This window comes from uncultured Microbacterium sp. (assembly GCF_963528945.1).
Lineage (GTDB): Bacteria > Actinomycetota > Actinomycetes > Actinomycetales > Microbacteriaceae > Microbacterium.
This window is the reverse complement of sequence record NZ_CAURWX010000001.1, coordinates 764,394-789,534: the sequence shown is the minus strand read 5'-3', so window position 1 is coordinate 789,534 and position 25,141 is coordinate 764,394. Positions and strand designations below refer to the sequence as shown.

The following is a 25,141-nucleotide window of genomic DNA, read 5'->3' as shown; positions in this document are numbered from 1 at the left end:
ACAAGCACGGTGGAGAGAAATGATCTCGGAACCACTGTGCAGAACACTACGCCCGCTTCGAACGGATATTCGACGACACGCCGATCAATCGCGGCGACCGCTCGCACGTCTCGAAGAGTCAGCGCTTGCGCGGCTCCAGCCGGCCCGCGCCGTGGCGACGGTTCTCGGGAACGTCCATCTCCGCGCACAATGCGAGCCAGATGTCGCGCGGTGGCACGCCGGCAGCGAGAGCCTCGGTCGAGGTCTGGCCGGCGAGGGGTGAAAGGACGAGGTCGTTCAGCAGTGCTGACGTGCGCCCCGGGAATTCGTGTTCCACGGCGCGCAGGAACTCACTACGACGCATGAAGGAAGAAAGCGCCCGGTCAGTGCAGCGACAGCTCGGGCTCGACCTCGGCGACCAGGTCGTCGGGAACGACGTCCGGGAAGACCTGGATGCCCTCGAGCACGGAGATGCGGTCGCCGACCTCGCGCATGATCTTGGAGATGGGAACGTCGAGGGCTTCGGCGACCGAGGCGAGGATCTCGCTCGACGCTTCCTTCTGTCCCCGCTCCACCTCACTGAGGTAGCCGAGGGCGACCGAGGCCTTGCTCGCGACCTGGCGGAGGGTGCGACCCTTCTGAAGACGGAAGTCCCTCAGAACATCGCCGATCTCCTGTCGTACAAGAATCATCGGAACCTCCTCCCCCATCGATCTCGCGAGGCCTTCCCCGTCGAGATGGCCAGTATAGTCTCGCCGTCCTGCACAGAATCTACCCTTGCACTCTGTGGTTTGAATGTGAGCACAAAGGTGATAACCGCCGCGGGCGGCGGGCTATTCCCCCAGGCATTCCGCAAGCAGGCGGAGCGCCGCGTCGACGCTCTGCGCTCGCACCGTCTCGCGATCCCCCTCGAAGAGGAACGCCCGGGTGAGCGTGCGCTCGGGGGTCGACACCCCGATGTGGACGGTGCCGACCGGTTGGCCGTCGGGAGAATCCGGACCCGCGATGCCCGTGGTCGCGACACCGACAGAGGCCTCCTCATCGGAGACCTGCAGTGCGGTCCGCACACCTCGGGCCATCTGCCGCGCGACCTCGGGGTGGACCGCCCCTTCGCGCGCCAGCAGCGCGGCATCCACCCCGAGCACGGAGTGCTTGATCGGGGTGGCGTACGCCACGACCCCACCCCGCAGCACCTCAGACGCCCCCGGAACAGAGACGAGAGCAGCGCACAACGCGCCGCCCGTGAGGGACTCGGCGACGGCGATCGTCCATCCGCGTTCGCGCAGTCCGCGAACCACCTCCGCCGCAGGGATCACCGTCATCGCCGCCGGGCACCCCGCATCTGGGCCACGATGTAGTCGATTCCGCTCAGCACGGTGAGCCCGACGACCACGATCATCAGCACGGTCGTCACCGTCGTCCACAGCGGTTCGCCCAGCCAGACATGAAGCGGCAGCAGCGCCCACGACAAGGCCACCGCCTGCACGGCGGTCTTGAGCTTGCCCATCCAAGCGGCCGCCACAACGTGCTCGTTCACGATCATGAGCCGGTGCACCGTGATGCCCCACTCGCGCACGAGGATGACGATGACGATCCACCACGGCACCTCGCCGAGGATGGCCAAGCCGATGAAGCCGGCGCCCGTGAGCAGTTTGTCGGCGATCGGGTCCCACAGCTTGCCGAAATCGCTGACGATGTCATAACGCCGGGCGAGGTAACCGTCGACCCAGTCGGTCGAGATCGCGAGGATGAACAACACCGCGGCGACCCACCGCAGGGTCAGATCAGCGTCGCCTTGTGCACCACCGAGGAGCAGCAGCACGAAGAACACCGCCGCGAGCGGGATGCGGGCGACCGTGATGGCGTTCGGCAGCTGGCGGGGAATGGTCATCAGTCGCGCCCCGTCAATCCCCAGGCATCCTCGTCGCCCTCGGCCTCCACCTCGGGGAGCCCCTGGAACTGTGCCTCGATCGGATCGGACGCCATCCCGGCGGGCGGACCGGCAGTCGCCGGAGTCGACGAGGGCGCGGCCGGTGACGCGGGCACATCTTCTCCACGGAGTTTCGCCATGACAGTGGGCAACTGCTCGACGGTGACGAGCACGTCGCGCGCCTTCGACCCCTCGGAGGGGCCGACGATCTCGCGGGACTCGAGCAGATCCATCAGACGACCCGCCTTCGCGAAGCCGACGCGGAGCTTGCGCTGCAGCATCGACGTCGATCCGAACTGGCTCGAGACGACCAGCTCCGCTGCGGCCAGCAGCAGCTCCAGGTCGTCGCCGATGTCTTCGTCGACCTCCTTCTTGCGCGGCTCCAGCGCCTCCTGCACGTCGGGTCGGTACTCGGGCTGCGCCTGGCGCGTGACGTGCTTGACGACCGCGTCGATCTCCTTCTCGTCGACCCACGCGCCCTGCAGCCGGAACGGCTTCGAGGAGCCCATGGGTGAGAAGAGCGCGTCACCCTGACCGATGAGCTTGTCGGCGCCGGGAGCGTCGAGGATCACGCGGCTGTCGGTGACGCTGGTGACCGCGAACGCGAGGCGCGAGGGCACGTTGGCCTTGATGAGTCCGGTGACCACGTCGACGCTCGGTCGCTGCGTGGCGAGCACCAGGTGGATGCCCGAGGCACGCGCGAGCTGGGTGATGCGCACGATCGAGTCCTCGACATCGCGCGGGGCGACCATCATCAGGTCGGCGAGCTCGTCGACCACGACGAGCAGGTAGGGGTACGGCTTGAGCACGCGCTCGCTGCCCACGGGGACGTCGACCTCACCGGCGCGGACGGCCCGGTTGAAGTCGTCGATGTGGCGGAATCCGAACGACGCGAGGTCGTCGTACCGCATGTCCATCTCCTTCACGACCCACTGCAGCGCTTCGGCCGCCTTCTTGGGGTTCGTGATGATCGGCGTGATGAGGTGGGGCACGCCGGCGTAGCTCGTGAGCTCCACGCGCTTCGGGTCGATCAGCACCATCCGCACGTCCGCCGGACGGGCCCGCATGAGCAGGCTGGTGATCATCGAGTTCACGAAGCTGGACTTTCCCGAGCCCGTCGAACCGGCGACCAGGAGGTGCGGCATCTTGGCGAGGTTGGCGGTGACGAAGTTGCCGCCGACATCCTTGCCGACGCCGATCGTGAGCGGATGCGTGCTCTTCTGAGCGGCCTGCGAGCGCAGCACGTCGCCCAGAGCGACCGTCTCGCGGTCGGTATTGGGGATCTCGATGCCGATCGCGCTCTTGCCCGGGATGGGCGACAGGATGCGGACATCGTTCGACGCGACGGCGTACGCGAAGTTGTTGCTCAACTGGAGGATCTTCTCGACCTTGACGCCGTGCCCGACCTCCACCTCGTACTGCGTGACCGTCGGTCCGCGGGAGAACCCGGTGACCTTGGCATCGACGTTGAACTGCGACAGCACGCTGGTGATCTGCTCGACGATCCGGTCGTTCGCCTCGGACCGTGCGACCGAGGGCGGGCCGTCGGCGAGGATGCCGGGCGAGGGCAGCACGTACGGCGTCATCGGCGCCTGCAGGCCCCGCTCCCCCGGGCCATCGGTGCCGAAGCCGTCGAGTCCGGGCAGCTCGGGCATCTCGCCCGTGTCGGAGTCGTCGTCGAGGAGTGCCGTCGTCTGCTGCTCGGAGAGCGCATCGGCGACCGAGCGCACATCGGAGAGAACCTCGGTGGCGGCGTCGTAGGGGTGATCGTCGACGACGACCGCCTGGTCGTAGGCGGGAGTGGCGTCGGTGGTGGAGAGCAGCGCGGTGATGTCGTCGGAGCCGAGGGTGCCCTCGTCGGGGTCTTCCTCGCGTCCGGTCTTGTTGCGGCGCCACCACGGGAGGACGTTCTCGTCGTCGGTCTTGTCGGCCTCGTCGATCGCCACCTCCTTCGGCGCCGGCTCCGCTCGCTGGGCGTCGAACATCCACGCGTAGAGGTCGCCGAGCCGCTGCCCGATGCGGTTCGGGGGCGTCTTGGTGAGGATGAGGATGCTGAGGCCGGCCAGCAGGCCGAGCACGACGTAGGCCAGGATCGGCGTGACGAGGGCGAGCGGCTCGCCGACGAGCCAGCCGGCGAGTCCGCCGGCCTCGCTGACCGCCGGGGGGCCCTGGCTGGGGTGCGGGCGGACGACGCCGGCGCTGCCCGTCGTTCCCGCCGCGGCGTGACTGATGCCGGCGACGGCGATCACGAACAGGCCGAAGCCGATTCCGATCCTGCCGTTGTCGTGGACGGAGGACGGGTGACGGAAGAGCCAGCCCGCCAGCAGCAGGAGCAGCACCGGCATGAAGAAGGCCACGCGGCCGACGAGGAGGCCGACCGAGTACGCGCTGATGTTCGCGGCGACCTCGTTGCCGATGAAGAACCACTCGTTGACTGCTCCGGCGATCGCGAGCAGCACCAGGAACAAAGGGAACCCGTCGCGGCGATCGTCTTTCTCGAGCGTCTCAGGGCCGAAGGCGCGGAACAGGCCGCCGACGGCATGAGCCAGACCGTTCCAGGCCCGGACGGCCACGGGAGGCTTGTCGAGCTCGTCGATGTACTTCTTCGGCGCGGGCGAAGCCTTGGCCTTCGGAGCCGCCTGCCGCTTCGGGCGTGACGATGCGCTCTCCGACGCGCGCTCGGACTTGGTCGTGCTCCTGGCCATGCCCTCACGTTACGCCGGGCGTCGGACATCTCCGCGTATCGACGCGGCTTTCCGGGGATCCGGAGGTCAGGCCTCGATCACCAGCGGGACGATCATGGGCCGGCGACGCAGCTTCTGGTTGACCCAGCGGCCGATGGTGCGGCGAACCACCTGCGACAGTGCGTGCGTGTCGCGCACGCCGTTGCCCGAGGCCTCCTTGAGCGCCGCGACGATCTTCGGGGCGACGTCGTCGAACACCGAGTCGTCCTCGGCCACACCCCTGGCGTGGATCTCGGGTCCGGAGATGATCCGACCGGTCGCGGCATCCACCACGACGATGACCGAGATGAAGCCCTCCTCGCCGAGGATGCGGCGGTCCTTCAGATCGGCGTCGGTGATCTCGCCGACCGTCGAGCCGTCGACGTAGACGAAACCGAGGTCGAGCTGGCCCGCGATCCGCGCGGCGCCGTCCTTCAGATCGATCACGGTGCCGTTGGACGCGATGATGGTGCGCTCCTCGGGAATGCCCGTCTCCTGCGCGAGCTTCGCGTTCGCGATGAGGTGGCGGTACTCGCCGTGCACGGGCAGCACATTGCGGGGCTGCAGGATGTTGTAGCAGTAGAGCAGCTCGCCGGCCGCCGCGTGGCCGGAGACGTGGACGCGAGCGTTCGCCTTGTGCACGACGTTCGCTCCGAGCTTCGTGAGTCCGTCGATCACGCGGTAGACGGCGTTCTCGTTACCCGGGATGAGGCTCGACGCGAGGATGACGGTGTCGCCCTCGCTGATCTCGATCGCGTGGTCCATGTTCGCCATCCGGCTGAGCACGGCCATCGGCTCGCCCTGCGAACCGGTCGACATGTAGACGATCTGCTCGTCTGGGAGGTCGCGGGCCTTCTTGAAGTCGATGAGAACACCGTCGGGCACCTTGAGGTAGCCGAGCTGCTCGGCGATCGTCATGTTGCGCACCATGCTGCGGCCGAGGAAGGCGACGCGGCGGCCGTGAGCGTGCGCTGCATCGATGACCTGCTGCACGCGGTGGACGTGGCTCGAGAAGCTGGCGACGATGACCCGCCGCGGCGCGCGGCCGATCACCTGGTCGAGCACGGGACCGATCGAACGCTCGGTCGGGGTGAAGCCGGGGACGTCGGCGTTCGTGGAGTCCACCAGGAAGAGATCGACGCCCTCTTCGCCGAGCCGCGAGAAGGCGCGGAGGTCGGTGATGCGCCCGTCGAGAGGCAGCTGGTCCATCTTGAAGTCGCCGGTGGCGAGCACGAGACCCGCGGGCGTGCGCACCGCGACGGCCAGCGCGTCGGGGATCGAGTGGTTGACGGCGACGAACTCGAGGTCGAAGGGTCCGACCTTCTCCTGCTGCCCCTCCTTCACCGTGAGGGTGTAGGGCTTGATGCGGTGCTCCTTGAGCTTCGCCTCGACGAGCGCGAGGGTGAGCCCGGAGCCGATCACCGGGATGTCGCCCTTGAGGCGCAGCAGGTACGGGACGGCGCCGATGTGGTCCTCATGTCCGTGGGTGAGGACGACGCCGACGATGTCGTCGAGCCGATCGCGGATGGGCTCGAAGTCGGGAAGGATGAGGTCGACACCCGGCTGGTGCTCCTCGGGGAAGAGCACGCCGCAGTCGATGATCAGGATCTTGCCCGCGTACTCGAACACGGTCATGTTGCGGCCGATCTCGCCGAGCCCGCCGATCGGGATGACCCGAAGCGTGCCCTCCTCGAGCGCCGTCGGTTCTGCCAGGGGAATGGACATGCTGTCTCCTCAGTCGGACACTCCGCGCGTCCGTTCGTTCGTGGTGACGCGACTCAGCGCGTCGTGCCGTGCACCTTGGGCAGGGCACCACCCGCGGCCGCGTTGCGGTCGGGGCGGAAGTTCGAGAAATCGGCGCCGGGGACGCCCGTGACGAGATCGAGCTCGTCTTCGATGAGGGCGGCTTCCCACTCCTCGGGACCGACCAGCGGCAGCCGCACTCGCGGGCTGGAGATGCGGCCGAGGCCGTGCAGGATGTACTTCGCCGCGACCGTGCCGGGAACGTGGGTCATGACGGCACGGACGAGAGGCTCGAGGCGCCGGTGCTCGGCGGTCGCGGTCGCGAGGTCGCCGCGGTTCACCGCATCGATGATCGTGCGGTACGGGGTCGCCGCGATGTTCGCGGTGACGCCGATCAGGCCTGCCGCGCCGATCGACAGGTGCGGCAGCACATTCGCGTCGTCGCCGGAGAAGTACATCAGGTCGGTCTGGTTGAGCACGCGGCTGACCTCGGAGAAGTCGCCCTTGGCGTCCTTCACGGCGAGGATGTTCGGGTGCTTGGCCAGGCGCAGGATCGTCTCGTACTTGATCGGGACTCCGGTGCGCCCGGGGATGTCGTAGAGGATGACCGGGAGATCGGTCGCATCGGCCACGAGCCGGAAGTGGGTCAGGATGCCCGCCTGCGTCGGCTTGTTGTAATACGGCGTGACGATCATGATGCCGTCGGCGCCGGCCTTCTCGCTCGCCTTGTACAGCTCGATGGCGTGAGCGGTCTCGTTCGATCCGCCGCCCGTGATGATCTTCGCCCGACCGGCCGAGACGGATTTGCCCACCTCGACGAGCTTGAGCTTCTCAGGGTCGGTGAGGGTCGAGGTCTCACCCGTGGTGCCGGTGACGACGACGCCGTCGGCGCCGGCCGTGATGACGTCGTCGATGTGCTTCTCGACCGCGGGCCAGTCGACCTCGCCGTCGGCCGTCATCGGAGTGACGAGCGCGACGAGAACCTGTCCGAAGGGGTTGCCCGTGTGCGTCATGCCTCCAGCGTATCGTCTCGCCGCAGCGTCACGATGATGCGGATGCCCGGATGACGTCACCCGACGCGACGTCGACGCGGTGCCGGAACAGGATGCCGACCGTGGCCCCCACGCTCGCCTCCGTCGCGCGTTTGCGGAACATCTCGATTCCGGCGATCTCCGTCGACGACACCGTCGCGCCGTCGCGGACGATGCTGATGCGATCGCCGACCCGCAGGACGCCGGAGGCGACCTTCCCCGTCGCGATCGTGCCGCGGCCGGTGATCGAGAACACGTCGTCGACCGTGAGCTCCCCCGCGCCGACCGCGGACAGTCGAGCGGTCTGCTCGTCGTTGTAGCGGCGCAGCATGTCCTCCGCGCTCTCGGGCTCCTTCTTCCTGCCGAACAGCCATCCCATGCTTCGATCCTAGGCAACCGCGCCGCCTAGGCTCGGACCCATGACTTGGGTGACTCACGGCTCGCAGACGGTCTACACGAACCCCTGGATCGAGGTGCGGGAGGACGCCGTGACCGGTCCGGGCGGGGCGCCGGGCATCTACGGCGTCGTGACGATGCGGCATCCGGCGGTCTTCGTGGTGGCCATGGACGATGCCGATCGCGTGTGCCTCGTCACCGTCCAGCGGTACACCACCGGCACGTCGGTCGAGGTGCCCGCCGGCGGAAGCGACGGCGAGGACCCCGCGATCGCTGCGCGACGCGAGCTGCTCGAGGAGACGGGTTTCGAGGCCGCGGAGTGGACGTCGATCGGCCGCATGAACGCGCTCAACGGCATCGCGGATGCTCCCGAGCACGTCTTCCTCGCCCGGGGACTCCGAGCATCCGACCCCGAGGCCGCCGCCGAGGGTCAGCGCGACGAGGGCATCGGGGCCGTGTCGTGGGTGCCGTTCGCGGACGTGCTGGCAATGATCGCCGATGGACGCATCACCGATGGGGAGACCATGGCCGCGATCACCCTGGCCGGCATCCGTCTCGGACGGTTCCGCTGACGGTCAGACCCGGCCGCGCCGTGCGACGCGGGCGGTCACCGACGGCGGCAGCACCCGGGTGAGAGCGACGAGGGCCTTGTAGCGCAGCGACGGCACGGACACCGCGCGCCCGCGGGCCGCATCGCGCAGACCTTCGCGCACGACGTCGCGTGCGTCGAGCCACATGATCGGCGGTACGCCCTCGTGACCGGGAGCGAGTCCCATCCGCTCGTGGAAGGACGTGTGCGTGAACCCCGGGCACACCGCGGTGACGCTCACACCGTCGCCCGCGTACTCGGCGTTGGCCCAGCGGCTGAATCCGATGAGCCACGCCTTGCACGCCGAGTACGTCGAGCGCGAGATGAAGCCCGCGACCGAGGCGACGTTGATGATGCGTCCTCCGCGCCCGCGCATGACCTGGAGCGCGGCGTGCATCAGCCGCATCGATGCCTCGACGTGTACGCGCAGATGGCGCACCTCATCGTCGACGTCGTTGTCGGCGAACTGCAGAGGCAGGCCGAATCCCGCGTTGTTGATCAGGAGGTCCACCGGGTCGCTCGCGTCGCGCAGGCGTGCCGCGACGCGTGCGACACCGTCGTCGGTGGCGAGGTCGGCCGCCATGACCTCGACGGCCACGCCGTGCTCGCCGCGTAGCTCGGTCGCCAGCTCGTCGAGCGCATCGACGGAGCGCGCCACCAGCACGAGGTCGGCCCGGCGTCGCGCCAGTTGACGAGCGAACTCTGCGCCGAGGCCGGCGCTCGCGCCGGTGATCAGTGCGGTGGGCATCAGCGTTCCAATCCCAGGAAGCGGAAGCGGACTCCCGTGCGCGAGGTCTGCCATTCGCCTTCGTCGACGACCCGCCATCCGACCCTCGACGGCGCGAAGGCGTCGCCGCCCTCCACCTCGAGGTCCAGCTCGGTGACCTCCAGCCGATCGGCGTCCCCGATGACCTGGCGGAAGATCTCCGCACCGCCGATGATCCACACGCGGTCGGCTCCGCGCACGGCCTCGGCCACGGTGGCGGCACGCCGGGCCCCGTCGGCCGCCCAATCCTGCTGGCGCGTGACCACGATGTTCTCGCGCCCGGCGAGCGGGCGGAACCGTTCGGGCAGGGAGTCCCAGGTCTTGCGCCCCATCACCACGGGAGCGCCGAGGGTGATCTCCTTGAAGTGCGCGAGATCCTCCGGCACATGCCAGGGCATGCCGCCCTCGGCGCCGATGACGCCATCAGCGGCCTCGGCCCAGATGAGCCCGACCCAGGTCATACCGCCACCGCCGCCCGGATCGGCGCGTGGTGCTGGTAGTCGTCGACGATGAAGTCCTCGTAGCGGTAGTCGAAGATCGACGCGGGCTTTCGGGCGAAACGAAGCGTCGGGTACGGGAAGGGCGCGCGCGTCAGCTGCTCGGCGACCTGCTCGCGGTGGTTGTCGTAGATGTGCGTGTCTCCGCCTGTCCAGACGAAATCGCCGGGCTCCAGCCCGACCTGCTGGGCGATCATCATGGTCAGCAACGCGTAGGAGGCGATGTTGAACGGCACACCGAGGAACATATCGGCGCTGCGCTGGTACAGCTGGCAGGAGAGCCGCCCGTCGGCCACGTAGAACTGGAAGAGCGCGTGGCACGGGGCGAGGGCCATATCGGGGATGTCGGCGGGGTTCCATGCCGACACGATGAGTCGGCGCGAGTCGGGCGTCCGGCGGATCTGGTCGATCACCTCGCTGAGCTGATCGATGCTCGCGCCCTGCGGCGTGGGCCAGGATCGCCACTGGACGCCGTACACCGGGCCGAGCTCGCCCGCGTCATCGGCCCACTCGTCCCAGATCGACACGCCGTTCTCCTGCAGCCAGCGCACGTTGGAGTCACCCCGCAGGAACCACAGCAACTCGTAGGCGATGGACTTGAAGTGCACGCGCTTCGTCGTGATCAGCGGGAACCCCTGCGACAGGTCGAAACGGATCTGACGACCGAAGACGCTCGTCGTCCCCGTGCCCGTCCGGTCGGACTTGCGGGTGCCGTTCTCGAGCACGTCGCGGAGGAGGTCTTCATAGGGCGTCGGCACGACATCGCTCATGCTTGCCAGAATACCCGCCTCGGTCGGTCGAGGGACGGACGGGCGCCGACGGCCCGTTCCGCGGGGCGGGGCCGCTCGCTAGGCTGGCCACGACGCGACGCTGCAGACCCGCGCGGCGCGAGAACCGGAGGAATCATGCCCGTCACCAGCGAAGCCAACACCACCTGGACCGGAACCCTCGCCGACGGGAGCGGGACCGTGGCGTTCTCGTCGTCGAAGCTCGGCACCTTCCCCATCGACTGGAAGGCCAGGAGCGAGGGCAGCGAGACCACCACGACGCCCGAAGAGCTGATCGCCGCCGCGCACGCCTCGTGCTTCAGCATGGCTCTCGCCCACGCACTGAGCGAGAACGGCACCCCTCCGGAGCGCATCGATGCCGGAGCATCCGTCACCTTCAAGCCGGGGACGGGAATCACGGGCAGCCACCTGAACGTCAACGCCGTCGTGCCCGGACTGTCGTCGGAAGACTTCCAGCGGATCGCCGCCGAGGCGAAGACCGGATGCCCCGTCTCGCAGGCACTCGCAGGGATCGAGATCACCCTGGAGGCCACGCTCGCCTGATCGCGACGCTAGGCGCGGGAGCGGCGGATCGCCTCGCGGATGCTCGCGCGGGCGTCCTTGCGCCGCCCCGCCGCGTCCTGGACGACACCGAGGCGGAAATGGGACCGCCAGTCGTCCGGCGCCTGAGCCGCCTCCGCCGCGTATCGCTCGACCGTCGGCCCGGCGTCCTCCCGAGCCAAACGGCCGCTCGGCGTGAGCGGGGTCTCGGGCTCCGGCATCCGCCCCTCCGACTCGAGCGTGCGGGCCAGCCGATCCGCCGCGAAGCCGAACTGCATCTCGCGGAGCAGCGCCCAGGCCCCGATCAGCGGCATGACGATCAGGGCCACCCCGATCGCGATCGCGATCGGCTCCCCCGTCATCAACATCAGCACGGCGCGCTGGCCGACCACGACGATATACAGCAGAAGGCAGAGCGCCATGACGGCGACGCCGATGCGCGACGTCATGAGCGGAGACCGATGTCGATCATGTTCTCGAGTCCCACGACGATCCCGCGGGCATCTCGAGCGAAGGGCACGGCGAGACGGATGCCCGGGGCATAGGCGAGCGCGGGTTCGACGGTGTCGTGCGTGAGGGTCAGCGACTCGCCGGGCCCCGAGAGCACGACCTCCTGCTTCGCGACGACGCCCGGACGCCGGAGCGAGTGGATGGGAACGCTGCCGACCTGCTGGCCGCGGGCGCGCTGATCGGCATGCGGCGCGCTCACCGGGCCCTGTTCGGACCGGGCAGCGGCGATGAGCTCGGCGGTGCGCACTGCGGTACCGCTCGGCGAATCCACCTTGGTGTCGCGATGCGCCTCGACGATCTCCACCGATCCGAAGTACGGGGCGGCTGCGGCGGCGAGGGCGGATCCCAGCACGGAACCCAGCGAGAAATTCGGGATGAAGACGGCGCCCGTCTCGGCATCGTCGACGAGCGCCCGCACGAGCGCGATGCGCTCGGCCGACCAGCCCGACGTGGCGACGAGCACGTTGATGCCGCGTTCGACCGCCGCGCGCACGACGTCGATGCTCACCTGCGGGGTCGAGGCATCGATGACCAGGTCGGCGCCGTCGAGCTCCGTCAGGCTGCTCGACGAGCTGAGTACCCTAGTGACCTCGAAGCCGTCCATCTCGTCGACCACCGCATGGATGATCGATCCGAGCCGGCCCGTGCCGCCGACGAGTGCAACCTGCGTGGTCATACTCCCAGTCTAGGGAGCGCGGCCGAACACCGGCCTCGGGGCGCGCGGACGCGACGGAGACGCGGGATCGATCAGACCGGGATGGGGTCGGGCATCCCCGTGCGCAGTTCGACGGGGAGGTGGCCGGTGTCATTGTGCGTGAGCAGTGTCCACGGGCGGCCCTGCTTCTGCGCGATGACGGTCAGCGCGCAATGCGCCTGGTTGAGTGTCATCCATCGCCATTCCGGAGCACCCAGCACCTCGCGCACGAACCACGAGATCACGAAGTTGTGGGTGATGAGCACCTCGTGCACCTCACCGGTCTTGCGCACGAGGAACTCGTTGACCGCGTCGGACATCTGAGCACCGCCGGCCTCGACCTCGGCGTCGGTCACCGAACCGAAGAACGGCTCGAACACGGCGGGCGTCTCCTCCGTCATCCCGGTAGGGACGCAGTCGAAGAGCAGCGAGGTCGGCTTGGGGTCGACCGACGGCAACCGGGCCGCGATGGCGCGCGCCGTCTCGGCCGCCCGCAGGAGCGGGGAATGCCACACGGCATCGAGGGGCAGCCCGCCGAGGCGGTCGGCGATCAGCTCGGCCTGCCGCTGACCCCGCGGCGACAGTGGACCGTCGGTGAGACCGTGCTCGGCATCCTGATGCTCACCGTGTCGAACCAGATAGATGTAATGCGTCACAACCCGCTCGCTTCGCTGCCAGCGTCTGCCGGACTTTCCTCCACCCTACGTCACACCTGTGACGAGAGCGGGAAGCCTCGCTCAGCCGGCCGCTCGCGAGAGTTCCGAGACGTGCGCCCGGGTCAGCGCGACCCCGGCTCCCTGGATGAGCTCGTCGACATGGTCGGCCGAGAACACGTTCACGATGGGAGCCGCGACCGTGCGCTGCGCGAGCAACCAGGCGATCGACACGGCCGCGACGGGCACGCTCAGCTCGGCGGCCACCTCGTCGAGTGCCCGCAGCACCTTAGTGCCGCGGCGGTTCATACTGCCCCGCAGCTGCTCGCCCCGCACCCCGCGCGACGCGACCGCCTTCGACCGGTGGCGCCCCGAGAGGAAGCCGTGCTCGAGCGCGTGCGACGGCGTCACGGCGAGGCTCTGCGCCGTGGCGACCAGGCGGAGGTCGCCCTCGAAGGCCTCGCGACGGAGCAGGTTGTACGGTGCGTCGACGATCTCGATCCTCGGGTACCCCGCCGAGGCGAGGATGCGCGCCTCGACCAGGCGCTCGGCCGAGAAGCCGTAGGCACCGACGGCACCGATCTTGCCCGCCTCGACGAGCCATTCGACCGTGGCGAGCGTGTCTTCGAGGTTCGTGGTGGTGTCGAGCGTCGCGTCGAGGTAGAGCACGTCGAGGCGCTCGACCCCGAGGCGCGAGAGCGATCCTTCGACCGCTCGCACGAGGTTCACCGACCCGAGGCCGGGGTTGTCGGCGTGCGCCCCGATGCGCGCCGCCAGGACGATGTCGTCGCGCACCCCACGGGAGCGCAGCCACTGACCGATGATGTGCTCGCTGCGACCGCCCGAGAAGCCGTCGGCCGTGTGTACGGCGTTGCCGCCGAACTCGACGTACCGATCGAGGATGCCGTGGCTTGTCTCGAGATCGACGTTCCAGCCGAACTCGGCAGCGCCGACGAACAGCGGGAAGATCGTCAGGCCCGTCTCCCCCAGGTCGACGCGCACGGCCTCGCCGACCCCTGGCCCGACGATCGGGATGGGAGCGGACGGGTGGGAGGACTCGGTCTGCGGCGCGCGTTCGTCCGGCGCTGTCGCACCTGCATTGAACAACCGCATATCCTCACCCCCACGTCGATCGGCGTTTTCCGATCCGGCGTATCGCACCTCAGCACCCCCCGGTGCGTACTTCGAGAGTAGGCGAAGACGAGGAGCGGGCCGACCAAACCACGGAACGGCGGAAGAACTTCCTATAACGGTTTGATCACGCCTCACGACGAGAGCCCGACACCATCCCGGAGGGGCGGTGTCGGGCTCTCGAAGACGAAGCCGATTACTCGGCTGCGGCCTCCTCGGACGCCGCAGCGTCGGAGGCGGGCGCCTCGTCGATGACGGGCTCGAGCGACAGCTTGCCGCGGTCGTCGATCTTCGTGATCTTCACGAGGATCTTCTGGCCGACCGACAGCACGTCCTCGACGTTCTCGACGCGCTTGCCACCGGCGAGCTTGCGCACCTCGGTGACGTGCAGCAGGCCGTCCTTGCCCGGGAGCAGCGAGATGAAGGCGCCGAAGGTGGCGATCTTCACGACGGTTCCGAGGAACTGCTCGCCGACCTCGGGGTTGGTCGGGTTGGCGATCGCGTTGACCTGGGCGCGGGCGGCCTCGGCCGACGGGCCGTCGGTCGCGCCGATGTAGACGGTGCCGTCCTCCTCGATGGAGATCTGCGCGCCGGTCTCGTCCTGGATCGCGTTGATCGTCTTGCCCTTCGGGCCGATCAGCTCGCCGATCTTGTCGACGGGGATCTGCACGCTGATGACGCGCGGCGCGGTGGGCGCCATCTCGTCGGGAGCGTCGATCGCGGCGTTCAGCACGTTGAGGATCGTCAGACGCGCGTCGCGCGCCTGGGTCAGCGCACCCGCGAGGACCGACGACGGGATGCCGTCGAGCTTCGTGTCGAGCTGGATCGCCGTGACGAACTCGCTGGTACCCGCGACCTTGAAGTCCATGTCGCCGAGAGCGTCCTCGGCGCCGAGGATGTCGGTCAGCGCGGCGTAACGCGTCTCACCGTCGACCTCGTCCGAGACCAGGCCCATGGCGATGCCGGCGACGGGAGCGCGCAGCGGCACACCCGCGTTCAGCAGCGACAGGGTCGACGCGCAGACCGAGCCCATCGACGTCGAGCCGTTCGAGCTCAGCGCCTCCGAGACCTGGCGGATCGCGTAGGGGAACTCCTCGCGGCTGGGCAGCACCGGCACGAGGGCGCGCTCGGCCAGGAAGCCGTGCCCGATCTCGCGACGCTTCGGCGAACCCACGCGGCCGGTCTCGCCGGTCGAGTAGGGCGGGAAGTTGTAGTGGTGCATGTAGCGCTTGCTCGTCGTGGGCGACAGCGAGTCGATCTGCTGCTCCATCTTGAGCATGTTCAGCGTGGTGACACCCATGATCTGGGTCTCACCGCGCTGGAAGATCGCCGAGCCGTGCACGCGCGGGATGACCTGCACCTCGGCGTCGAGCGGACGGATGTCGGCCAGGCCACGACCGTCCATGCGCACGCTCTCCGTGAGGATGCGTCCGCGGACGATGGTCTTCGTGACCGACTTGTAGGCGGCGGAGAACTCCAGCGGCGCACCGGCGGGAAGTTCCCCCGCCTCGACGGCGGCGATCAGATCGGCCTTGACGCGGTCCTTCACGGCGTCATCGGCGCTCTGGCGCTCCTGCTTGTCGGCGATCTGGTAGACGTTCACCAGGTCGTCGTACGAGCGTCCGGCCACGAAGTCGTAGACCTCGCTGCTGTATGCGGGGAAGACCGGGTACACGCCCGGCTCCTTCGACGACGTCGCGGCGAGCTCGGCCTGTGCCTTCACCAGCTGCGCGATGAAGGGCTTGGCGGCCTCGAGGCCCTGGGCCACGACGGCCTCGTCGGGCTTGGTCGCCCCGGCCTTGATGAGGTTCCAGCTGCCCTCGGTCGCCTCGGCCTCGACCATCATGATCGCGACGTCTTCGGTACCGTCGGCCTTGGTGACCACGCGGCCCGCGACGATGAGGTCGAACACGGCCTCCGAGACCTGCTCGGCGGTCGGGAACGCGACCCACTGGTCGGCGTGCTCGCCGTGACCGGGGATGAACGCGAGACGCACACCCGCGACCGGACCCGAGAAGGGCAGGCCGGAGATCTGGGTCGACGCCGATGCGGCGTTGATCGCCAGCGCGTCGTAGAACTCACCCGGCGCGATCGAGAGCACGGTGATGACGATCTGGACCTCGTTGCGCAGGCCGTCGACGAACGACGGACGCAGCGGACGGTCGATCAGACGGCAGACGAGGATGGCCTCGGTGGAGGGGCGGCCCTCACGACGGAAGAACGAGCCGGGGATCTTGCCCGCGGCGTACGAGCGCTCCTCGACGTCGACCGTCAGCGGGAAGAAGTCGAAGCCCTCGCGCGGGTGCTTGCCCGCGCTGGTGGCCGAGAGGAGCATGGTCTCGCCGTCGAGGTACGCGGCGACAGCGCCCTGAGCCTGCTGCGCAAGGCGGCCGGTCTCGAAGCGGATGGTACGGGTGCCGAAGCGGCCGTTGTCGAGAACGGCCTCGGTGGCGGTGATTTCAGGACCTTCCAAGAGGTCTCTCCTTCTTTGTTTAGACTCGCGAATCCGTGTGACGCGCGAGCGTGTTCATGAAGGAGCGGAACGGCAGGATAAGGGCGCGCGAGCACTCTCGCGAATGTCGCCTGCGCTGGCCACCAGTAGAAAGCCACCCGACATGCCATGCCGAGGAACCCACCACAGGGGACCAGCTCCTCCGCCGATCGCTCCATGAGTCGATGTGAAGTTGTGGGCCGCGCCGGAGCACAGCCCCCACGACTCTACCAGCGCGGCCTGCGGATACGTCGGAGCATCTGCAGGGAGATCGGCGTCGGATCGAACCGTCAGCCGCCGGACACCCGCCGTTCATCGGCCGGATGCCTGCGCTGCCGGTGCATCCGCTGAGGTGTGACCATGCGCATGTCAGTGATCGGATGCGGGTACCTGGGTGCCGTGCATGCCGCCGCGATGGCCTCGATCGGGCACGACGTCGTCGGGATCGACGTCGACGAGCAGAAGGTGGCGCGATTGTCGCGCGGCGAGGCTCCGTTCTTCGAGTCGGGACTCGACGATCTGCTCCGCGCCGGCATCGACTCCGGGCGGCTCTCGTTCTCGACGGACATGGCGGATGCCGTCGGCGCGGAGGTCCACTTCCTCGCCGTGGGCACACCGCAATCGTCCGACGGCGACGCCGCCGACCTCCGTTTCGTCTCGGCAGCGGTGGACGCGCTGCTCCCCCATCTGCGGCAGGGCGACGTGCTCGCCGGGAAATCCACCGTGCCGGTCGGCACGGCCGCCGGAATCGCCGAACGTATCGCTCCCGTCGGGGCGACCCTCGTATGGAACCCGGAGTTCCTGCGCGAGGGGTGGGCCGTGCACGACACTCTCACCCCCGATCGCATCGTCGTGGGCGTGCCGGAGGGCGATGCCGGGCGACGGGCGGCCGACCTGCTGCGATCCGCGTATCGGACGGCGGTCGAGACCGACACCCCGTTCCTGGTGACGGACCTCGCCACGGCGGAGCTGGTGAAGGGCGCGGCGAACGCGTTCCTGGCGACGAAGATCTCCTTCATCAACGCGATGGCCGAGATCGCCGACGCGGCCGGCGCCGACGTGACCCTGCTGGCGGAGGCGCTCGGGCATGACAGCCGCATCGGCCGGCGCTACCTCGGTTCGGGGATCGGATTCGGAGGCGGATGCCTGCCCAAGGACATCCGCGCCTTCGCCGCACGCGCGGAAGCGCTCGGACGTGGCGAGTCGGTCGGATTCCTCCGCGAGGTGGACGCCATCAACCTGCGTCGACGCGACCGCGCGGTGCAGCTCGTGCTCGATGCCCTCGAGGGCCGCGTGTTCGGCCGACGCGTCGCCGTGCTCGGTGCCGCCTTCAAGCCGTTCAGCGACGACATCCGCGACTCCCCCGCTCTCGACGTGGCGGTGCGCCTGCGCGGTCTGGGCGCCGACGTCGTGGTGACCGATCCCGCCGCGATCGACAACGCCGAGGCCGCCCACCCGCAGCTCGCCTACGCACGGGCGACCGACGACGCCCTACGCGACGCCGATGCGGTGGTCGTGGTGACCGAGTGGGACGAGTACCGTCGCGACCTCACGCCGACCCACGCGGGGTCCCTCGTCCGCCAGCGGATCGTCATCGACGGACGCAACTGCCTCGACGCGGCGGCCTGGCGTGCAGCGGGGTGGAACTACCGGGGCATGGGACGACGCTGAGTGCCGCCGGAGCGCCGCGCTCCACGGCTCGCCCCACCGGGGGCCTCAGGGGACCAGGACGCTCCGCTGGGCATCGGACCGCCCGACGTAGACGTAGTCGTCGTGCTTGGCCGAGCGGCCGTCGCCCGCGGTGCGGCCGTGCAGGCGCCGCCACACCCACGGCAGGGCGTGGCGTGACCACCACTGCCCGGTGCTGATCGTCGACGACTCGTGCAGAGCCGCGTCGAGCGCACCGAGCGCATCGGCATGCGGAACACCCAGCACGTCGCCGACGCGGTAGGCGAGGAACCGGTGGCCGCTGCTGCTCAGGTGGACGAGATCCTCCCCCCAGTGCTCGCGCTCGCGGAGAGCCGGGTGCAGATCGGTGTCGATCAGCACCGCTCCCGTGCGCGCGGCGACCCCGGCGAGCGCTGTCGCGAACGCCGCGAAGCGCGCCGTGTAGATGCGGGCGGCGCGGCGGCCCGGCAGGAACGGAGTGACCAGCACCACCGTCGCGCCGATCGCGCGGAGCCGGCGGACGGCCCCCTCCACCGCCGCGGCCAGGGTCGGGATGTCGACGCGGTGCTTCACGAGGTCGTTGGCGCCGATGAGGATCGACACCAGGTCGGGCTGCAGAGCGACGGCGCGTTCGACCTGCCCGCCGCAGAGGTCGGCGACGCGCTTCGAGCGCACCGCGAGGTTCGCGTATTGCAAGCCGCCCCGACCGGCGAGCAGCAGGGCGAGCCGGTCGGCCCAGCCCCGCAACGACCCGTCCGGTGCGGGATCGCACAGGCCCTCGGTCAGCGAGTCGCCGAGAGCCACGTAGCGGCGCCACCGCTGCGGATCGACCGGCACGGGGCTCTCCGGCCGGACCGAACGGCGGGCGGCAACGGCCCGATCCGCCCCGTGCAACCGGCGGGCGTCGTCGTAGTGCGTCAGCAGCTGATCGCACACGCTCTCCCAGGACCGCGCCTGCACCGCGGCGTGCCCCGCCGTCCCGAATGCTCGGCGCGCGCGGGGGTCGTCGACGAGGCTGCCGACACGGGCGCGCAGATCGCGCAGCTCACCGGGGCGGTAGAGCCATCCGTCGACACCGCTGCGGACGAGGTCGACCGGACCCCCGCGGCCGGTGGCGACGACGGGCACGCCGCTCGCGTGCGCCTCTTGCAGGGTCTGCCCGAACGTCTCACTCTCGCCGGGGTGCACGAAGACATCGAACGACGCGACGGCTGCGGCGAGCGCGTCGCCGCTGAGGTGGCCGAGGAAGACGGCGGACGGCAGCAGGGCCTCGAGGCGGGGGCGGCTCGGACCGTCGCCGACGATCACCAGGCGGATGCCGGGGAGGTCGTGCAGCACCGCGAGATCCTCGACCTGCTTCTCGGGCGCGAGCCGTCCGACGTATCCGACCACCGTGCCCCCGCCCCACGCCGCGCGCAGCGCCTCGTCCCTCCGGTGAGGCGCGAACCGCTCGGCGTCGACGCCCCGTCCCCACCGGCGGAGCCGGTCGACGCCGAGCCGCTCGAGCTGCTGAGCGGATTCCGACGAGGGCACGAGCGTGAGGGTGGACCGCCGGTGCAGCCGCGCGATGTGCGCCTGGGCGAGACCGGTCGTGGCGGGAACGCGGTAGCGCTCCGCGTATGCCGCGACGTCGGTCTGGTACGCCGCGACGGCCGCCACGCCCCGACGTTCGGCGGCGAGCACCCCACGCCAGCCGAGGGCGAACGGGGAGGCGAGGTGCACGACGTCGGGTTCGAAGCGCTGGAGCGCGAGAGCGACGCGGGATGCCGGGGAGGTGCCGACGCGCACGTTGCGGTACCCGGGCAGGGGCAGGCTCGGCACGGCCTCGACACGAGCGCCGTGGAGGGTGTCCGGCATTCCGTCGGCTGCGGGCGCGATGACGTGCGCCTCGTGGCCGCGACGTTCGAGATGACGGAGGATCTGGAGCACCGATCCGGTCACGCCGTTCATGTGCGGGAGGAAGGACTCTGTCACGATCGCGACTCTCACCTGCCCAGGATGACGCCGACCGCGGCGCCGCGCACGCGTATCCGCCCGGTCTCACCGGATGTTCACCGGATGCACGAGCGCCGGTCACCGGCTATCCCGATTTCAGTCGCCGTTCACCGCCTGCGGGCACCGTGGAGGGGTGCTCGCAGACCTGCTCTCCTCCGCCGTGACCGGACCTTGGGCGCTGCTGCTCATGTGCCTGCTCGTGTTCGGCGACGCGTTCCTCGTGGTCATTCCCGGCGAGGTGGCGGTCACCGCGCTGGGCGCCGCCGCAGCGACCGCGGGCGCTCATCCGCTCTGGGCCGTGATCGTGTGCGCGGGGGCATCCGCCGCCGCCGGCGACGTCGCCTGCTACCTGCTCGGTCGCCTCGCGGGCACCGACCGCTGGCGCTGGATGCGCACCGTGCGGGTGCGGGGCGCGCTCGCCGCAGCGCGACGCCGGCTCGACGGCGGCCTGGCGACCGTGCTGTTCACGGCGCGCTTCGTGCCGTTCGCGCGCCTCGCGGTGAACCTGGTCGCCGGGGCATCCCGCGTTCCTCCCGCGCGCTACCTCGCGCTGGTTTCGGTCGCGGCTTTCGGCTGGGCGGCGTATCAGGCCTCGGTCGGCGCGGCCGTCGCCGCCCTGCTGCCCGGAGGTGTTCTCGTGGCGGTGCCGGTGTCGATCGCCGTCGCGGTCGGGCTCGGGTTGCTGATCGACTTGATCGTCCGGCGTGCGAGCCGTCGGCGCCCCCACGGCGAGACTCCGGTGTCCTAGGCTGGCGGACATGAGCACCGAAGAAGGCGCCTCCTCCCCCGCGGAGGAGATGAAGCGCAAGTTCAAGGAAGCGCTCGAGAAGAAGAACGCGCACCACCGGGAGGGCCAGGCCCACCTCGACGGCGATTCCGCCGTCCACGGCGGCGCGGCTCCGCAGACGCGGCGCGAGTTCCGACGCAAGAGCGGGTGACCGCCGATGCGGGGGCCGGTCGTTGCCGGCCCCCGCATCCTGTTCTCCGCGATCGGCGTCCGCCGGGGTCATCCCGGCTGCGGCCTCACTCCCCGGCGAGACCGCCGAGCAGGTGTCCGAACGAGCGCCCCTCGCCGAGATACGTCGCGGGGTCGAAGGGATCGGTGGACACGGCGGCGTCCCGTCGCGCGACGGCATCCGCGAGTTCCCTCGCGCCCTTCTCGACCCGCTTCGCCAGCGGGGCGACCTGATCGCCTGCGCCGCCCCAGTCGCTCGACGCGGCGAAGACACCGGTCGAGACGGCGTCGGCGTGCAGGTACGCGAAGAGCGGACGGATCGCGTAGTCGATCGCAAGCGAGTGCCGGGCCGTCCCGGCGTTGGCACCGATCAGCACGGGCTTGCCGGTGAGGGCGTCCGGGTCGAGCACATCGATGAACGACTTGAACAGGCCGGAGTAGCTCGTCGAGAAGATCGGGGTGACCGCGATCAGAGCGTCGGCCGAGACGACCGTGTTGACGGCGGCTTCGAGGGCCGGCGGCGCGAACCCCGTGAGCAGGTTGTTCGTGATGTCGTGCGCATGGTCGCGCAACTCGATCACGTCGACCGTGGCCTCGATGTCGCGCTCACGGAGCGCCTTCACCGTCTCGGCGGCGAGGCGGTCGGCCAGCATGCGGGTCGACGACGGATTCGACAGCCCCGCCGACAGGACGGCGATGCGACGCGCGGTCATCTCAGGCTCCCTTCCGGCTGAGGCCGAAAGCGGCTCCGGCCGCGGCGGGCGTGTCCTGGTAGGGGCTGTCGCCGGTGAGGTTGTCTCCGCGGTTCGCCCCGGGACGCGCCTGGCGGGTCGGCCCGTCGCCGAACACGGCCTTCACGCGAGCGCTGTGGGTGGGAGCATCCGGCACCGACGCCGGGCGGTCCTTGGCGAGCTCGGCGCGCAGCACGGGCACGACCTCCGAGCCGAGGATGTCGAGCTGCTCGAGAACCGTCTTGAGGGGCAGGCCGGCGTGGTCGATGAGGAACAGCTGGCGCTGGTAGTCGCCGAAGTGCTCGCGCATGCCCGCGTAGCGGTCGATCACCTGCTGGGGCGAGCCGACGGTGAGCGGCGTCATCTCGGTGAAGTCCTCCATGCTCGGACCGTGACCGTAGACGGGGGCGTTGTCGAAGTACGGGCGGAACTGGTTCACCGCATCCTGCGACTTCGCCGCCATGAAGACCTGTCCGCCGAGCCCGACGATCGCCTGCTCGGGCGTGCCGTGTCCGTAGTGCGCGTAGCGCTGGCGGTAGAGCTCGATGAGGCGCTGGTAGTGCTCCTTCGGCCAGAAGATGTTGTTCGCGAAGAAGCCGTCGCCGTAGTACGCGGCCTGCTCTGCGATCTCGGGCGTACGGATGGAGCCGTGCCAGACGAACGGCGCGACGCCGTCGAGGGGACGCGGGGTGGACGTGAAGCCCTGCAGAGGCGTGCGGAACTTGCCTTCCCAGTCGACGACGTCCTCGCGCCACAGCTTGTGCAGCAGCGCGTAGTTCTCGATGGCGAGGGGCAATCCCTGGCGGATGTCCTGACCGAACCACGGGTAGACCGGGCCGGTGTTGCCGCGGCCGAGCATGAGGTCCATGCGCCCGTCGGACACGTGCTGGAGCATCGCGTACTCCTCGGCGATGCGCACCGGGTCGTTGGTGGTGATGAGCGTGGTCGAGGTCGAGACGATGAGGCGCTCGGTCTGCGCGGCGAGCGCGGCGAGGAACGTGGTCGGGCTGGACGACCAGAACGGCGGGTTGTGGTGCTCGCCGACGGCGAAGACGTCGAGGCCGACCTCCTCCGCGTGCTTCGCGATGGCGAGGGTCGCCTTGATGCGCTCCTGCTCGCTCGGGGTCTCGCCCGTCGTGGGGTCGCGCGTGATGTCGCTCACCGACATGATGCCGAACTGCATCGCGGGTGCCCCTGACTGCTGGCTCATGATTGCTCCAACTCTCTCGATTCGGACCTGGGATCCGGTTCTATTCACTTGAATGTATATGAGTCAACGCGATCGCCTCCACTTTATTCCCCCCGGTAGCCTGAGCGGATGAGCACCACCGGGACCGCCGACCCCTCAGGCCCCGCGACGGAATCCGCGTCGCGCCCGCGGCGACGCGTGCCGTTCTGGGACAACGCCCGCTACGCGTGCATCGTGCTGGTGGTGCTCGGCCATGCGATCCAACGCCTCATCTACGACTCCGACATCGCGTTCGCGTTCTATCTCGCGCTGTACGCCTTCCACATGCCGGCCTTCGCGATCATCTCGGGGTACTTCTCGAAGTCGGGTTCGCCCACGAAGACTCAGATGGCCCGCATCCTGACCGACATCGTCCTGCCCTACGTGATCTTCGAGACGCTGTGGACCGTGACGAAGTGGCTCGTCGAAGGTCAGGTCAACCCCAACCCCTCGCAACCGTCGTGGACCCTGTGGTTCCTCCTGGCGCTCGGCATCTTCCGTCTCGTGCTCCCCTACCTCGCCCTGCTGCGGTGGCCCCTGCTGTGGACGGTCGTGATCTCGATCGGATCCGGCTACCTCCCGAACATCGACAGCACGTTCTCCCTCTCACGGACCCTCGGCCTCCTGCCGTTCTTCGCGCTGGGATGGTGGCTGCGCGACCGCGACATCGTCGCGCGACTGCGCCTCATCGACGCGCGCCCGTGGTGGTCGCGTGTCGCGGCCGTCGCCGTGCTGGCCGCGGCGGGATGGGCCGCGTGGCACTGGCTGCCGCTGTGGGAGCAGGTCGACCTGCGCCACTGGCTGTTCTACGAGGACTCCTACGCCGACCTCGCCGGCGAGCAGTGGTGGGCCGGGGGCATCCGCATCGCGCTGATGCTGCTGGCGGTGCTGCTGTGCGCCGCGTTCTTCGCGCTCGTGCCGCGGGGGTCGTATCGGTGGACCGTGTTCGGGCAGTACACGATGTACGTGTACCTGCTGCACTCGTTCGTGCTGTACCCGTTCCGCGAGTCCGGCGCCCTGCGGGGGCTCGAACCCACCTGGCTCTGGCTCCCTCTCGTCACGGGCCTCTCGGTGGTCCTCGCCCTCGCCCTCGCGACGGCGCCGGTGCGCCGCGTGTTCCGGCCCCTCGTCGAACCGCGTCCTCGCTGGCTGTTCCGCGACCCCGAGTTGGCCTCCGGCCGAGGCAGGAACGATCCGACCGGGTCGCGGCGACCGCGATAGCGTGGAGCGGTGACCCGAGCCGAGGCCTTCCGCGACCGCATCGTCGCCCACATCGAGACCGTCGGGTTCGGCGCCCTCGGGCTGCACGTGCTGGCGGGTGCAGACGAGGCTCAGCACCGGTGGTCGCCCGACGACCGCATCGACGTGCAGTCGGTCGCGAAGGGCGTATGCGTGATCGCGGCGGGGATCGCCGCCGATGAGGGTCTCGTCGATGTCGACGCACCGATCGCGGAGCTGCTCCCGTCGTGGCAGACGGGCTCGGGGACCGATGCCGTCACCCTGCGTCACCTGCTCAGCATGTCGAGCGGCATCGACCTCGCCTGGTCCGAGACGATGATGACGGATTGGCCCGACCTCGCCGCCGAGTTCCTGCGCCGCCCCACGACCGGCCGCCGGTTCCAGTACTCGAACGCCAGCACGTACACCGCGATGACGGCACTGGCGGAGCGCACCGGCGATGTGGTGTCGTATCTGCGCCCACGGTTCTTCGAGCCCCTCGGCATCCACGACGTGCAGTGGGAGCGATGCCCGAACGGGCGGATTCTGGCGGGAGGCGGGCTGATGCTGCGCACCACCGAGATGGCGGCGATCGGACGTCTCATCCGGGACCGCGGTGCGTGGGAGGGTCGCCGGATCGTCTCCCCGGGTTGGATCGATGCGATGCACGGCGACTGGGTACCGGCGGGCACCTCCCCCGCCTACGACCGCTACGGCCTCGGCGGGTGGGCGGGGCCCGGGCCGTCCTGGCGGCTGCACGGAGCGCACGGTCAGCTGCTGCTGTTCGTCGACGACGTCGTCGTGACGATCACCGCGCACGACCATTTCGGTGCGGATGCCGTGGCCGCCGCCGTGGTCGACATGGTCGCGGCCTGAGCTCCCCCT

General features: G+C 69.6%; 26 protein-coding genes. 7 read left to right on the top strand and 19 right to left on the bottom strand.

Going from position 1 to position 25,141, the window contains the following annotated elements; all coding sequences use genetic code 11:
- Window positions 1-118 precede the first annotated feature (118 nt).
- The 8 genes from RWS82_RS03580 to RWS82_RS03545 form a co-directional block, all read right to left on the bottom strand.
- Entirely contained in the window at window positions 119-343 is a 225-nt protein-coding gene (locus RWS82_RS03580; protein WP_314646998.1) for a DUF3046 domain-containing protein, read from the bottom strand.
- Window positions 344-362: 19 nt separating this feature from the next.
- Window positions 363-671, bottom strand: coding sequence for a helix-turn-helix transcriptional regulator (locus RWS82_RS03575; RefSeq protein WP_314646997.1), 309 nt, complete (start codon window positions 669-671; stop codon window positions 363-365).
- A 141-nt stretch (window positions 672-812) separates the two neighbouring features.
- Window positions 813-1,301, bottom strand: coding sequence for a CinA family protein (locus RWS82_RS03570; protein ID WP_314646994.1), 489 nt, complete (start codon window positions 1,299-1,301; stop codon window positions 813-815).
- Window positions 1,298-1,870 carry a CDP-diacylglycerol--glycerol-3-phosphate 3-phosphatidyltransferase gene (gene pgsA / locus RWS82_RS03565; RefSeq protein ID WP_314646991.1) on the bottom strand — a complete coding sequence of 191 codons (573 nt, stop codon included), beginning with the start codon at window positions 1,868-1,870 and terminating at the stop codon, window positions 1,298-1,300. The genes RWS82_RS03570 and pgsA overlap by 4 nt, the downstream gene beginning before the upstream one ends.
- Complete coding sequence (locus tag RWS82_RS03560) at window positions 1,870-4,614, bottom strand: DNA translocase FtsK (RefSeq protein ID WP_314646989.1); 2,745 nt, start codon at window positions 4,612-4,614, stop codon at window positions 1,870-1,872. The genes pgsA and RWS82_RS03560 overlap by 1 nt, the downstream gene beginning before the upstream one ends.
- Before the next feature lie 66 nt (window positions 4,615-4,680).
- Complete coding sequence (locus RWS82_RS03555; RefSeq protein ID WP_314646987.1) at window positions 4,681-6,357, bottom strand: ribonuclease J; 1,677 nt, start codon at window positions 6,355-6,357, stop codon at window positions 4,681-4,683.
- Between the two features lie 53 nt (window positions 6,358-6,410).
- Window positions 6,411-7,388, bottom strand: coding sequence for a 4-hydroxy-tetrahydrodipicolinate synthase (gene dapA, locus RWS82_RS03550; RefSeq protein ID WP_314646985.1), 978 nt, complete (start codon window positions 7,386-7,388; stop codon window positions 6,411-6,413).
- Between the two features lie 28 nt (window positions 7,389-7,416).
- A complete protein-coding gene (locus tag RWS82_RS03545) occupies window positions 7,417-7,785 on the bottom strand; it encodes an EF-Tu/IF-2/RF-3 family GTPase (RefSeq protein WP_314646982.1) in 369 nt (122 codons plus the stop codon).
- 40 nt (window positions 7,786-7,825) lie between these two features.
- On the opposite strand from RWS82_RS03545, the gene RWS82_RS03540 reads away from it, so the two are divergent.
- On the top strand, window positions 7,826-8,374 hold the full coding sequence (locus RWS82_RS03540) for an NUDIX hydrolase (RefSeq protein WP_314646980.1): 549 nt from the start codon (window positions 7,826-7,828) through the stop codon (window positions 8,372-8,374).
- Between the two features lie 3 nt (window positions 8,375-8,377).
- Here the strand turns inward: RWS82_RS03540 and RWS82_RS03535 are convergent, their stop codons facing one another.
- Genes RWS82_RS03535 through RWS82_RS03525 form a run of 3 tightly spaced genes read right to left on the bottom strand, consistent with a single transcriptional unit; the run spans window position 8,378 to window position 10,424 of the window.
- Window positions 8,378-9,139, bottom strand: a complete 762-nt coding sequence (locus tag RWS82_RS03535) for an SDR family oxidoreductase (protein ID WP_314646979.1) — start codon at window positions 9,137-9,139, stop codon at window positions 8,378-8,380.
- Window positions 9,139-9,618: a dihydrofolate reductase gene (locus tag RWS82_RS03530; RefSeq protein ID WP_314646976.1), complete on the bottom strand. Its 480-nt coding sequence runs from the start codon at window positions 9,616-9,618 to the stop codon at window positions 9,139-9,141. Before RWS82_RS03530 ends, RWS82_RS03535 begins: the two co-directional genes overlap by 1 nt.
- Window positions 9,615-10,424, bottom strand: a complete 810-nt coding sequence (locus RWS82_RS03525) for a thymidylate synthase (protein WP_314646974.1) — start codon at window positions 10,422-10,424, stop codon at window positions 9,615-9,617. Before RWS82_RS03525 ends, RWS82_RS03530 begins: the two co-directional genes overlap by 4 nt.
- 135 nt (window positions 10,425-10,559) lie before the next feature.
- Here RWS82_RS03525 and RWS82_RS03520 point away from each other — a divergent pair, with 135 nt between their 5' ends.
- A complete protein-coding gene (locus RWS82_RS03520) occupies window positions 10,560-10,985 on the top strand; it encodes an OsmC family peroxiredoxin (RefSeq protein WP_314646971.1) in 426 nt (141 codons plus the stop codon).
- Window positions 10,986-10,993: 8 nt separating this feature from the next.
- On the opposite strand, the gene RWS82_RS03515 is transcribed toward RWS82_RS03520, so the two are convergent.
- From RWS82_RS03515 to RWS82_RS03495, 5 genes are all read right to left on the bottom strand, one after another.
- Complete coding sequence (locus RWS82_RS03515) at window positions 10,994-11,431, bottom strand: hypothetical protein (RefSeq protein ID WP_314646969.1); 438 nt, start codon at window positions 11,429-11,431, stop codon at window positions 10,994-10,996.
- Window positions 11,428-12,168 carry a 4-hydroxy-tetrahydrodipicolinate reductase gene (dapB, locus tag RWS82_RS03510; protein ID WP_314646966.1) on the bottom strand — a complete coding sequence of 247 codons (741 nt, stop codon included), beginning with the start codon at window positions 12,166-12,168 and terminating at the stop codon, window positions 11,428-11,430. The genes RWS82_RS03515 and dapB overlap by 4 nt, the downstream gene beginning before the upstream one ends.
- A gap of 71 nt (window positions 12,169-12,239) precedes the next feature.
- A complete protein-coding gene (locus tag RWS82_RS03505; protein ID WP_314646964.1) occupies window positions 12,240-12,842 on the bottom strand; it encodes a histidine phosphatase family protein in 603 nt (200 codons plus the stop codon).
- An 81-nt stretch (window positions 12,843-12,923) separates the two neighbouring features.
- Entirely contained in the window at window positions 12,924-13,952 is a 1,029-nt protein-coding gene (locus tag RWS82_RS03500; protein ID WP_314646962.1) for an aldo/keto reductase, read from the bottom strand.
- Between the two features lie 214 nt (window positions 13,953-14,166).
- A complete protein-coding gene (locus RWS82_RS03495; RefSeq protein ID WP_314646960.1) occupies window positions 14,167-16,443 on the bottom strand; it encodes a polyribonucleotide nucleotidyltransferase in 2,277 nt (758 codons plus the stop codon).
- Window positions 16,444-16,821: 378 nt separating this feature from the next.
- Between RWS82_RS03495 and RWS82_RS03490 the strand changes: the two genes are divergently transcribed.
- The gene (locus RWS82_RS03490; RefSeq protein ID WP_314646959.1) at window positions 16,822-18,132 is read left to right on the top strand and encodes a UDP-glucose/GDP-mannose dehydrogenase family protein; all 1,311 of its coding nucleotides are present in this window, start codon (window positions 16,822-16,824) and stop codon (window positions 18,130-18,132) included.
- Window positions 18,133-18,177: 45 nt separating this feature from the next.
- Here RWS82_RS03490 and RWS82_RS03485 read toward each other — a convergent pair whose 3' ends face one another.
- On the bottom strand, window positions 18,178-20,103 hold the full coding sequence (locus tag RWS82_RS03485) for a GDSL-type esterase/lipase family protein (RefSeq protein WP_314646957.1): 1,926 nt from the start codon (window positions 20,101-20,103) through the stop codon (window positions 18,178-18,180).
- A gap of 154 nt (window positions 20,104-20,257) precedes the next feature.
- On the opposite strand from RWS82_RS03485, the gene RWS82_RS03480 reads away from it, so the two are divergent.
- Both RWS82_RS03480 and RWS82_RS03475 read left to right on the top strand, forming a co-directional pair.
- On the top strand, window positions 20,258-20,872 hold the full coding sequence (locus RWS82_RS03480) for a VTT domain-containing protein (protein ID WP_314646955.1): 615 nt from the start codon (window positions 20,258-20,260) through the stop codon (window positions 20,870-20,872).
- Between the two features lie 10 nt (window positions 20,873-20,882).
- Window positions 20,883-21,062 carry a DUF5302 domain-containing protein gene (locus tag RWS82_RS03475; RefSeq protein WP_314646952.1) on the top strand — a complete coding sequence of 60 codons (180 nt, stop codon included), beginning with the start codon at window positions 20,883-20,885 and terminating at the stop codon, window positions 21,060-21,062.
- A gap of 85 nt (window positions 21,063-21,147) precedes the next feature.
- Here RWS82_RS03475 and RWS82_RS03470 read toward each other — a convergent pair whose 3' ends face one another.
- Together RWS82_RS03470 and RWS82_RS03465 are read right to left on the bottom strand one after the other, a co-directional pair.
- Window positions 21,148-21,792, bottom strand: coding sequence for an FMN reductase (locus tag RWS82_RS03470; protein ID WP_314646949.1), 645 nt, complete (start codon window positions 21,790-21,792; stop codon window positions 21,148-21,150).
- A gap of 1 nt (window position 21,793) precedes the next feature.
- Window positions 21,794-23,020: an LLM class flavin-dependent oxidoreductase gene (locus tag RWS82_RS03465; protein ID WP_314646946.1), complete on the bottom strand. Its 1,227-nt coding sequence runs from the start codon at window positions 23,018-23,020 to the stop codon at window positions 21,794-21,796.
- Between the two features lie 108 nt (window positions 23,021-23,128).
- Here RWS82_RS03465 and RWS82_RS03460 point away from each other — a divergent pair, with 108 nt between their 5' ends.
- On the top strand, window positions 23,129-24,259 hold the full coding sequence (locus tag RWS82_RS03460; RefSeq protein ID WP_314646943.1) for an acyltransferase family protein: 1,131 nt from the start codon (window positions 23,129-23,131) through the stop codon (window positions 24,257-24,259).
- 9 nt (window positions 24,260-24,268) lie between these two features.
- Window positions 24,269-25,132, top strand: a complete 864-nt coding sequence (locus RWS82_RS03455; RefSeq protein ID WP_314646940.1) for a serine hydrolase — start codon at window positions 24,269-24,271, stop codon at window positions 25,130-25,132.
- Window positions 25,133-25,141 lie beyond the last annotated feature (9 nt).

What these genes read in the sequence shown, in the direction of transcription:
- RWS82_RS03580 (WP_314646998.1), bottom strand. Translation starts at nt 343, where the DNA reads ATGCGTCGTAGTGAGTTCCTGCGCGCCGTGGAACACGAATTCCCGGGG.
- RWS82_RS03575 (WP_314646997.1), bottom strand. Translation starts at nt 671, where the DNA reads ATGATTCTTGTACGACAGGAGATCGGCGATGTTCTGAGGGACTTCCGT.
- RWS82_RS03570 (WP_314646994.1), bottom strand. Translation starts at nt 1,301, where the DNA reads ATGACGGTGATCCCTGCGGCGGAGGTGGTTCGCGGACTGCGCGAACGC.
- pgsA (WP_314646991.1), bottom strand. Translation starts at nt 1,870, where the DNA reads ATGACCATTCCCCGCCAGCTGCCGAACGCCATCACGGTCGCCCGCATC.
- RWS82_RS03560 (WP_314646989.1), bottom strand. Translation starts at nt 4,614, where the DNA reads ATGGCCAGGAGCACGACCAAGTCCGAGCGCGCGTCGGAGAGCGCATCG.
- RWS82_RS03555 (WP_314646987.1), bottom strand. Translation starts at nt 6,357, where the DNA reads ATGTCCATTCCCCTGGCAGAACCGACGGCGCTCGAGGAGGGCACGCTT.
- dapA (WP_314646985.1), bottom strand. Translation starts at nt 7,388, where the DNA reads ATGACGCACACGGGCAACCCCTTCGGACAGGTTCTCGTCGCGCTCGTC.
- RWS82_RS03545 (WP_314646982.1), bottom strand. Translation starts at nt 7,785, where the DNA reads ATGGGATGGCTGTTCGGCAGGAAGAAGGAGCCCGAGAGCGCGGAGGAC.
- RWS82_RS03540 (WP_314646980.1), top strand. Translation starts at nt 7,826, where the DNA reads ATGACTTGGGTGACTCACGGCTCGCAGACGGTCTACACGAACCCCTGG.
- RWS82_RS03535 (WP_314646979.1), bottom strand. Translation starts at nt 9,139, where the DNA reads ATGCCCACCGCACTGATCACCGGCGCGAGCGCCGGCCTCGGCGCAGAG.
- RWS82_RS03530 (WP_314646976.1), bottom strand. Translation starts at nt 9,618, where the DNA reads ATGACCTGGGTCGGGCTCATCTGGGCCGAGGCCGCTGATGGCGTCATC.
- RWS82_RS03525 (WP_314646974.1), bottom strand. Translation starts at nt 10,424, where the DNA reads ATGAGCGATGTCGTGCCGACGCCCTATGAAGACCTCCTCCGCGACGTG.
- RWS82_RS03520 (WP_314646971.1), top strand. Translation starts at nt 10,560, where the DNA reads ATGCCCGTCACCAGCGAAGCCAACACCACCTGGACCGGAACCCTCGCC.
- RWS82_RS03515 (WP_314646969.1), bottom strand. Translation starts at nt 11,431, where the DNA reads ATGACGTCGCGCATCGGCGTCGCCGTCATGGCGCTCTGCCTTCTGCTG.
- dapB (WP_314646966.1), bottom strand. Translation starts at nt 12,168, where the DNA reads ATGACCACGCAGGTTGCACTCGTCGGCGGCACGGGCCGGCTCGGATCG.
- RWS82_RS03500 (WP_314646962.1), bottom strand. Translation starts at nt 13,952, where the DNA reads ATGCGGTTGTTCAATGCAGGTGCGACAGCGCCGGACGAACGCGCGCCG.
- RWS82_RS03490 (WP_314646959.1), top strand. Translation starts at nt 16,822, where the DNA reads ATGCGCATGTCAGTGATCGGATGCGGGTACCTGGGTGCCGTGCATGCC.
- RWS82_RS03475 (WP_314646952.1), top strand. Translation starts at nt 20,883, where the DNA reads ATGAGCACCGAAGAAGGCGCCTCCTCCCCCGCGGAGGAGATGAAGCGC.
- RWS82_RS03470 (WP_314646949.1), bottom strand. Translation starts at nt 21,792, where the DNA reads ATGACCGCGCGTCGCATCGCCGTCCTGTCGGCGGGGCTGTCGAATCCG.
- RWS82_RS03465 (WP_314646946.1), bottom strand. Translation starts at nt 23,020, where the DNA reads ATGAGCCAGCAGTCAGGGGCACCCGCGATGCAGTTCGGCATCATGTCG.
- RWS82_RS03460 (WP_314646943.1), top strand. Translation starts at nt 23,129, where the DNA reads ATGAGCACCACCGGGACCGCCGACCCCTCAGGCCCCGCGACGGAATCC.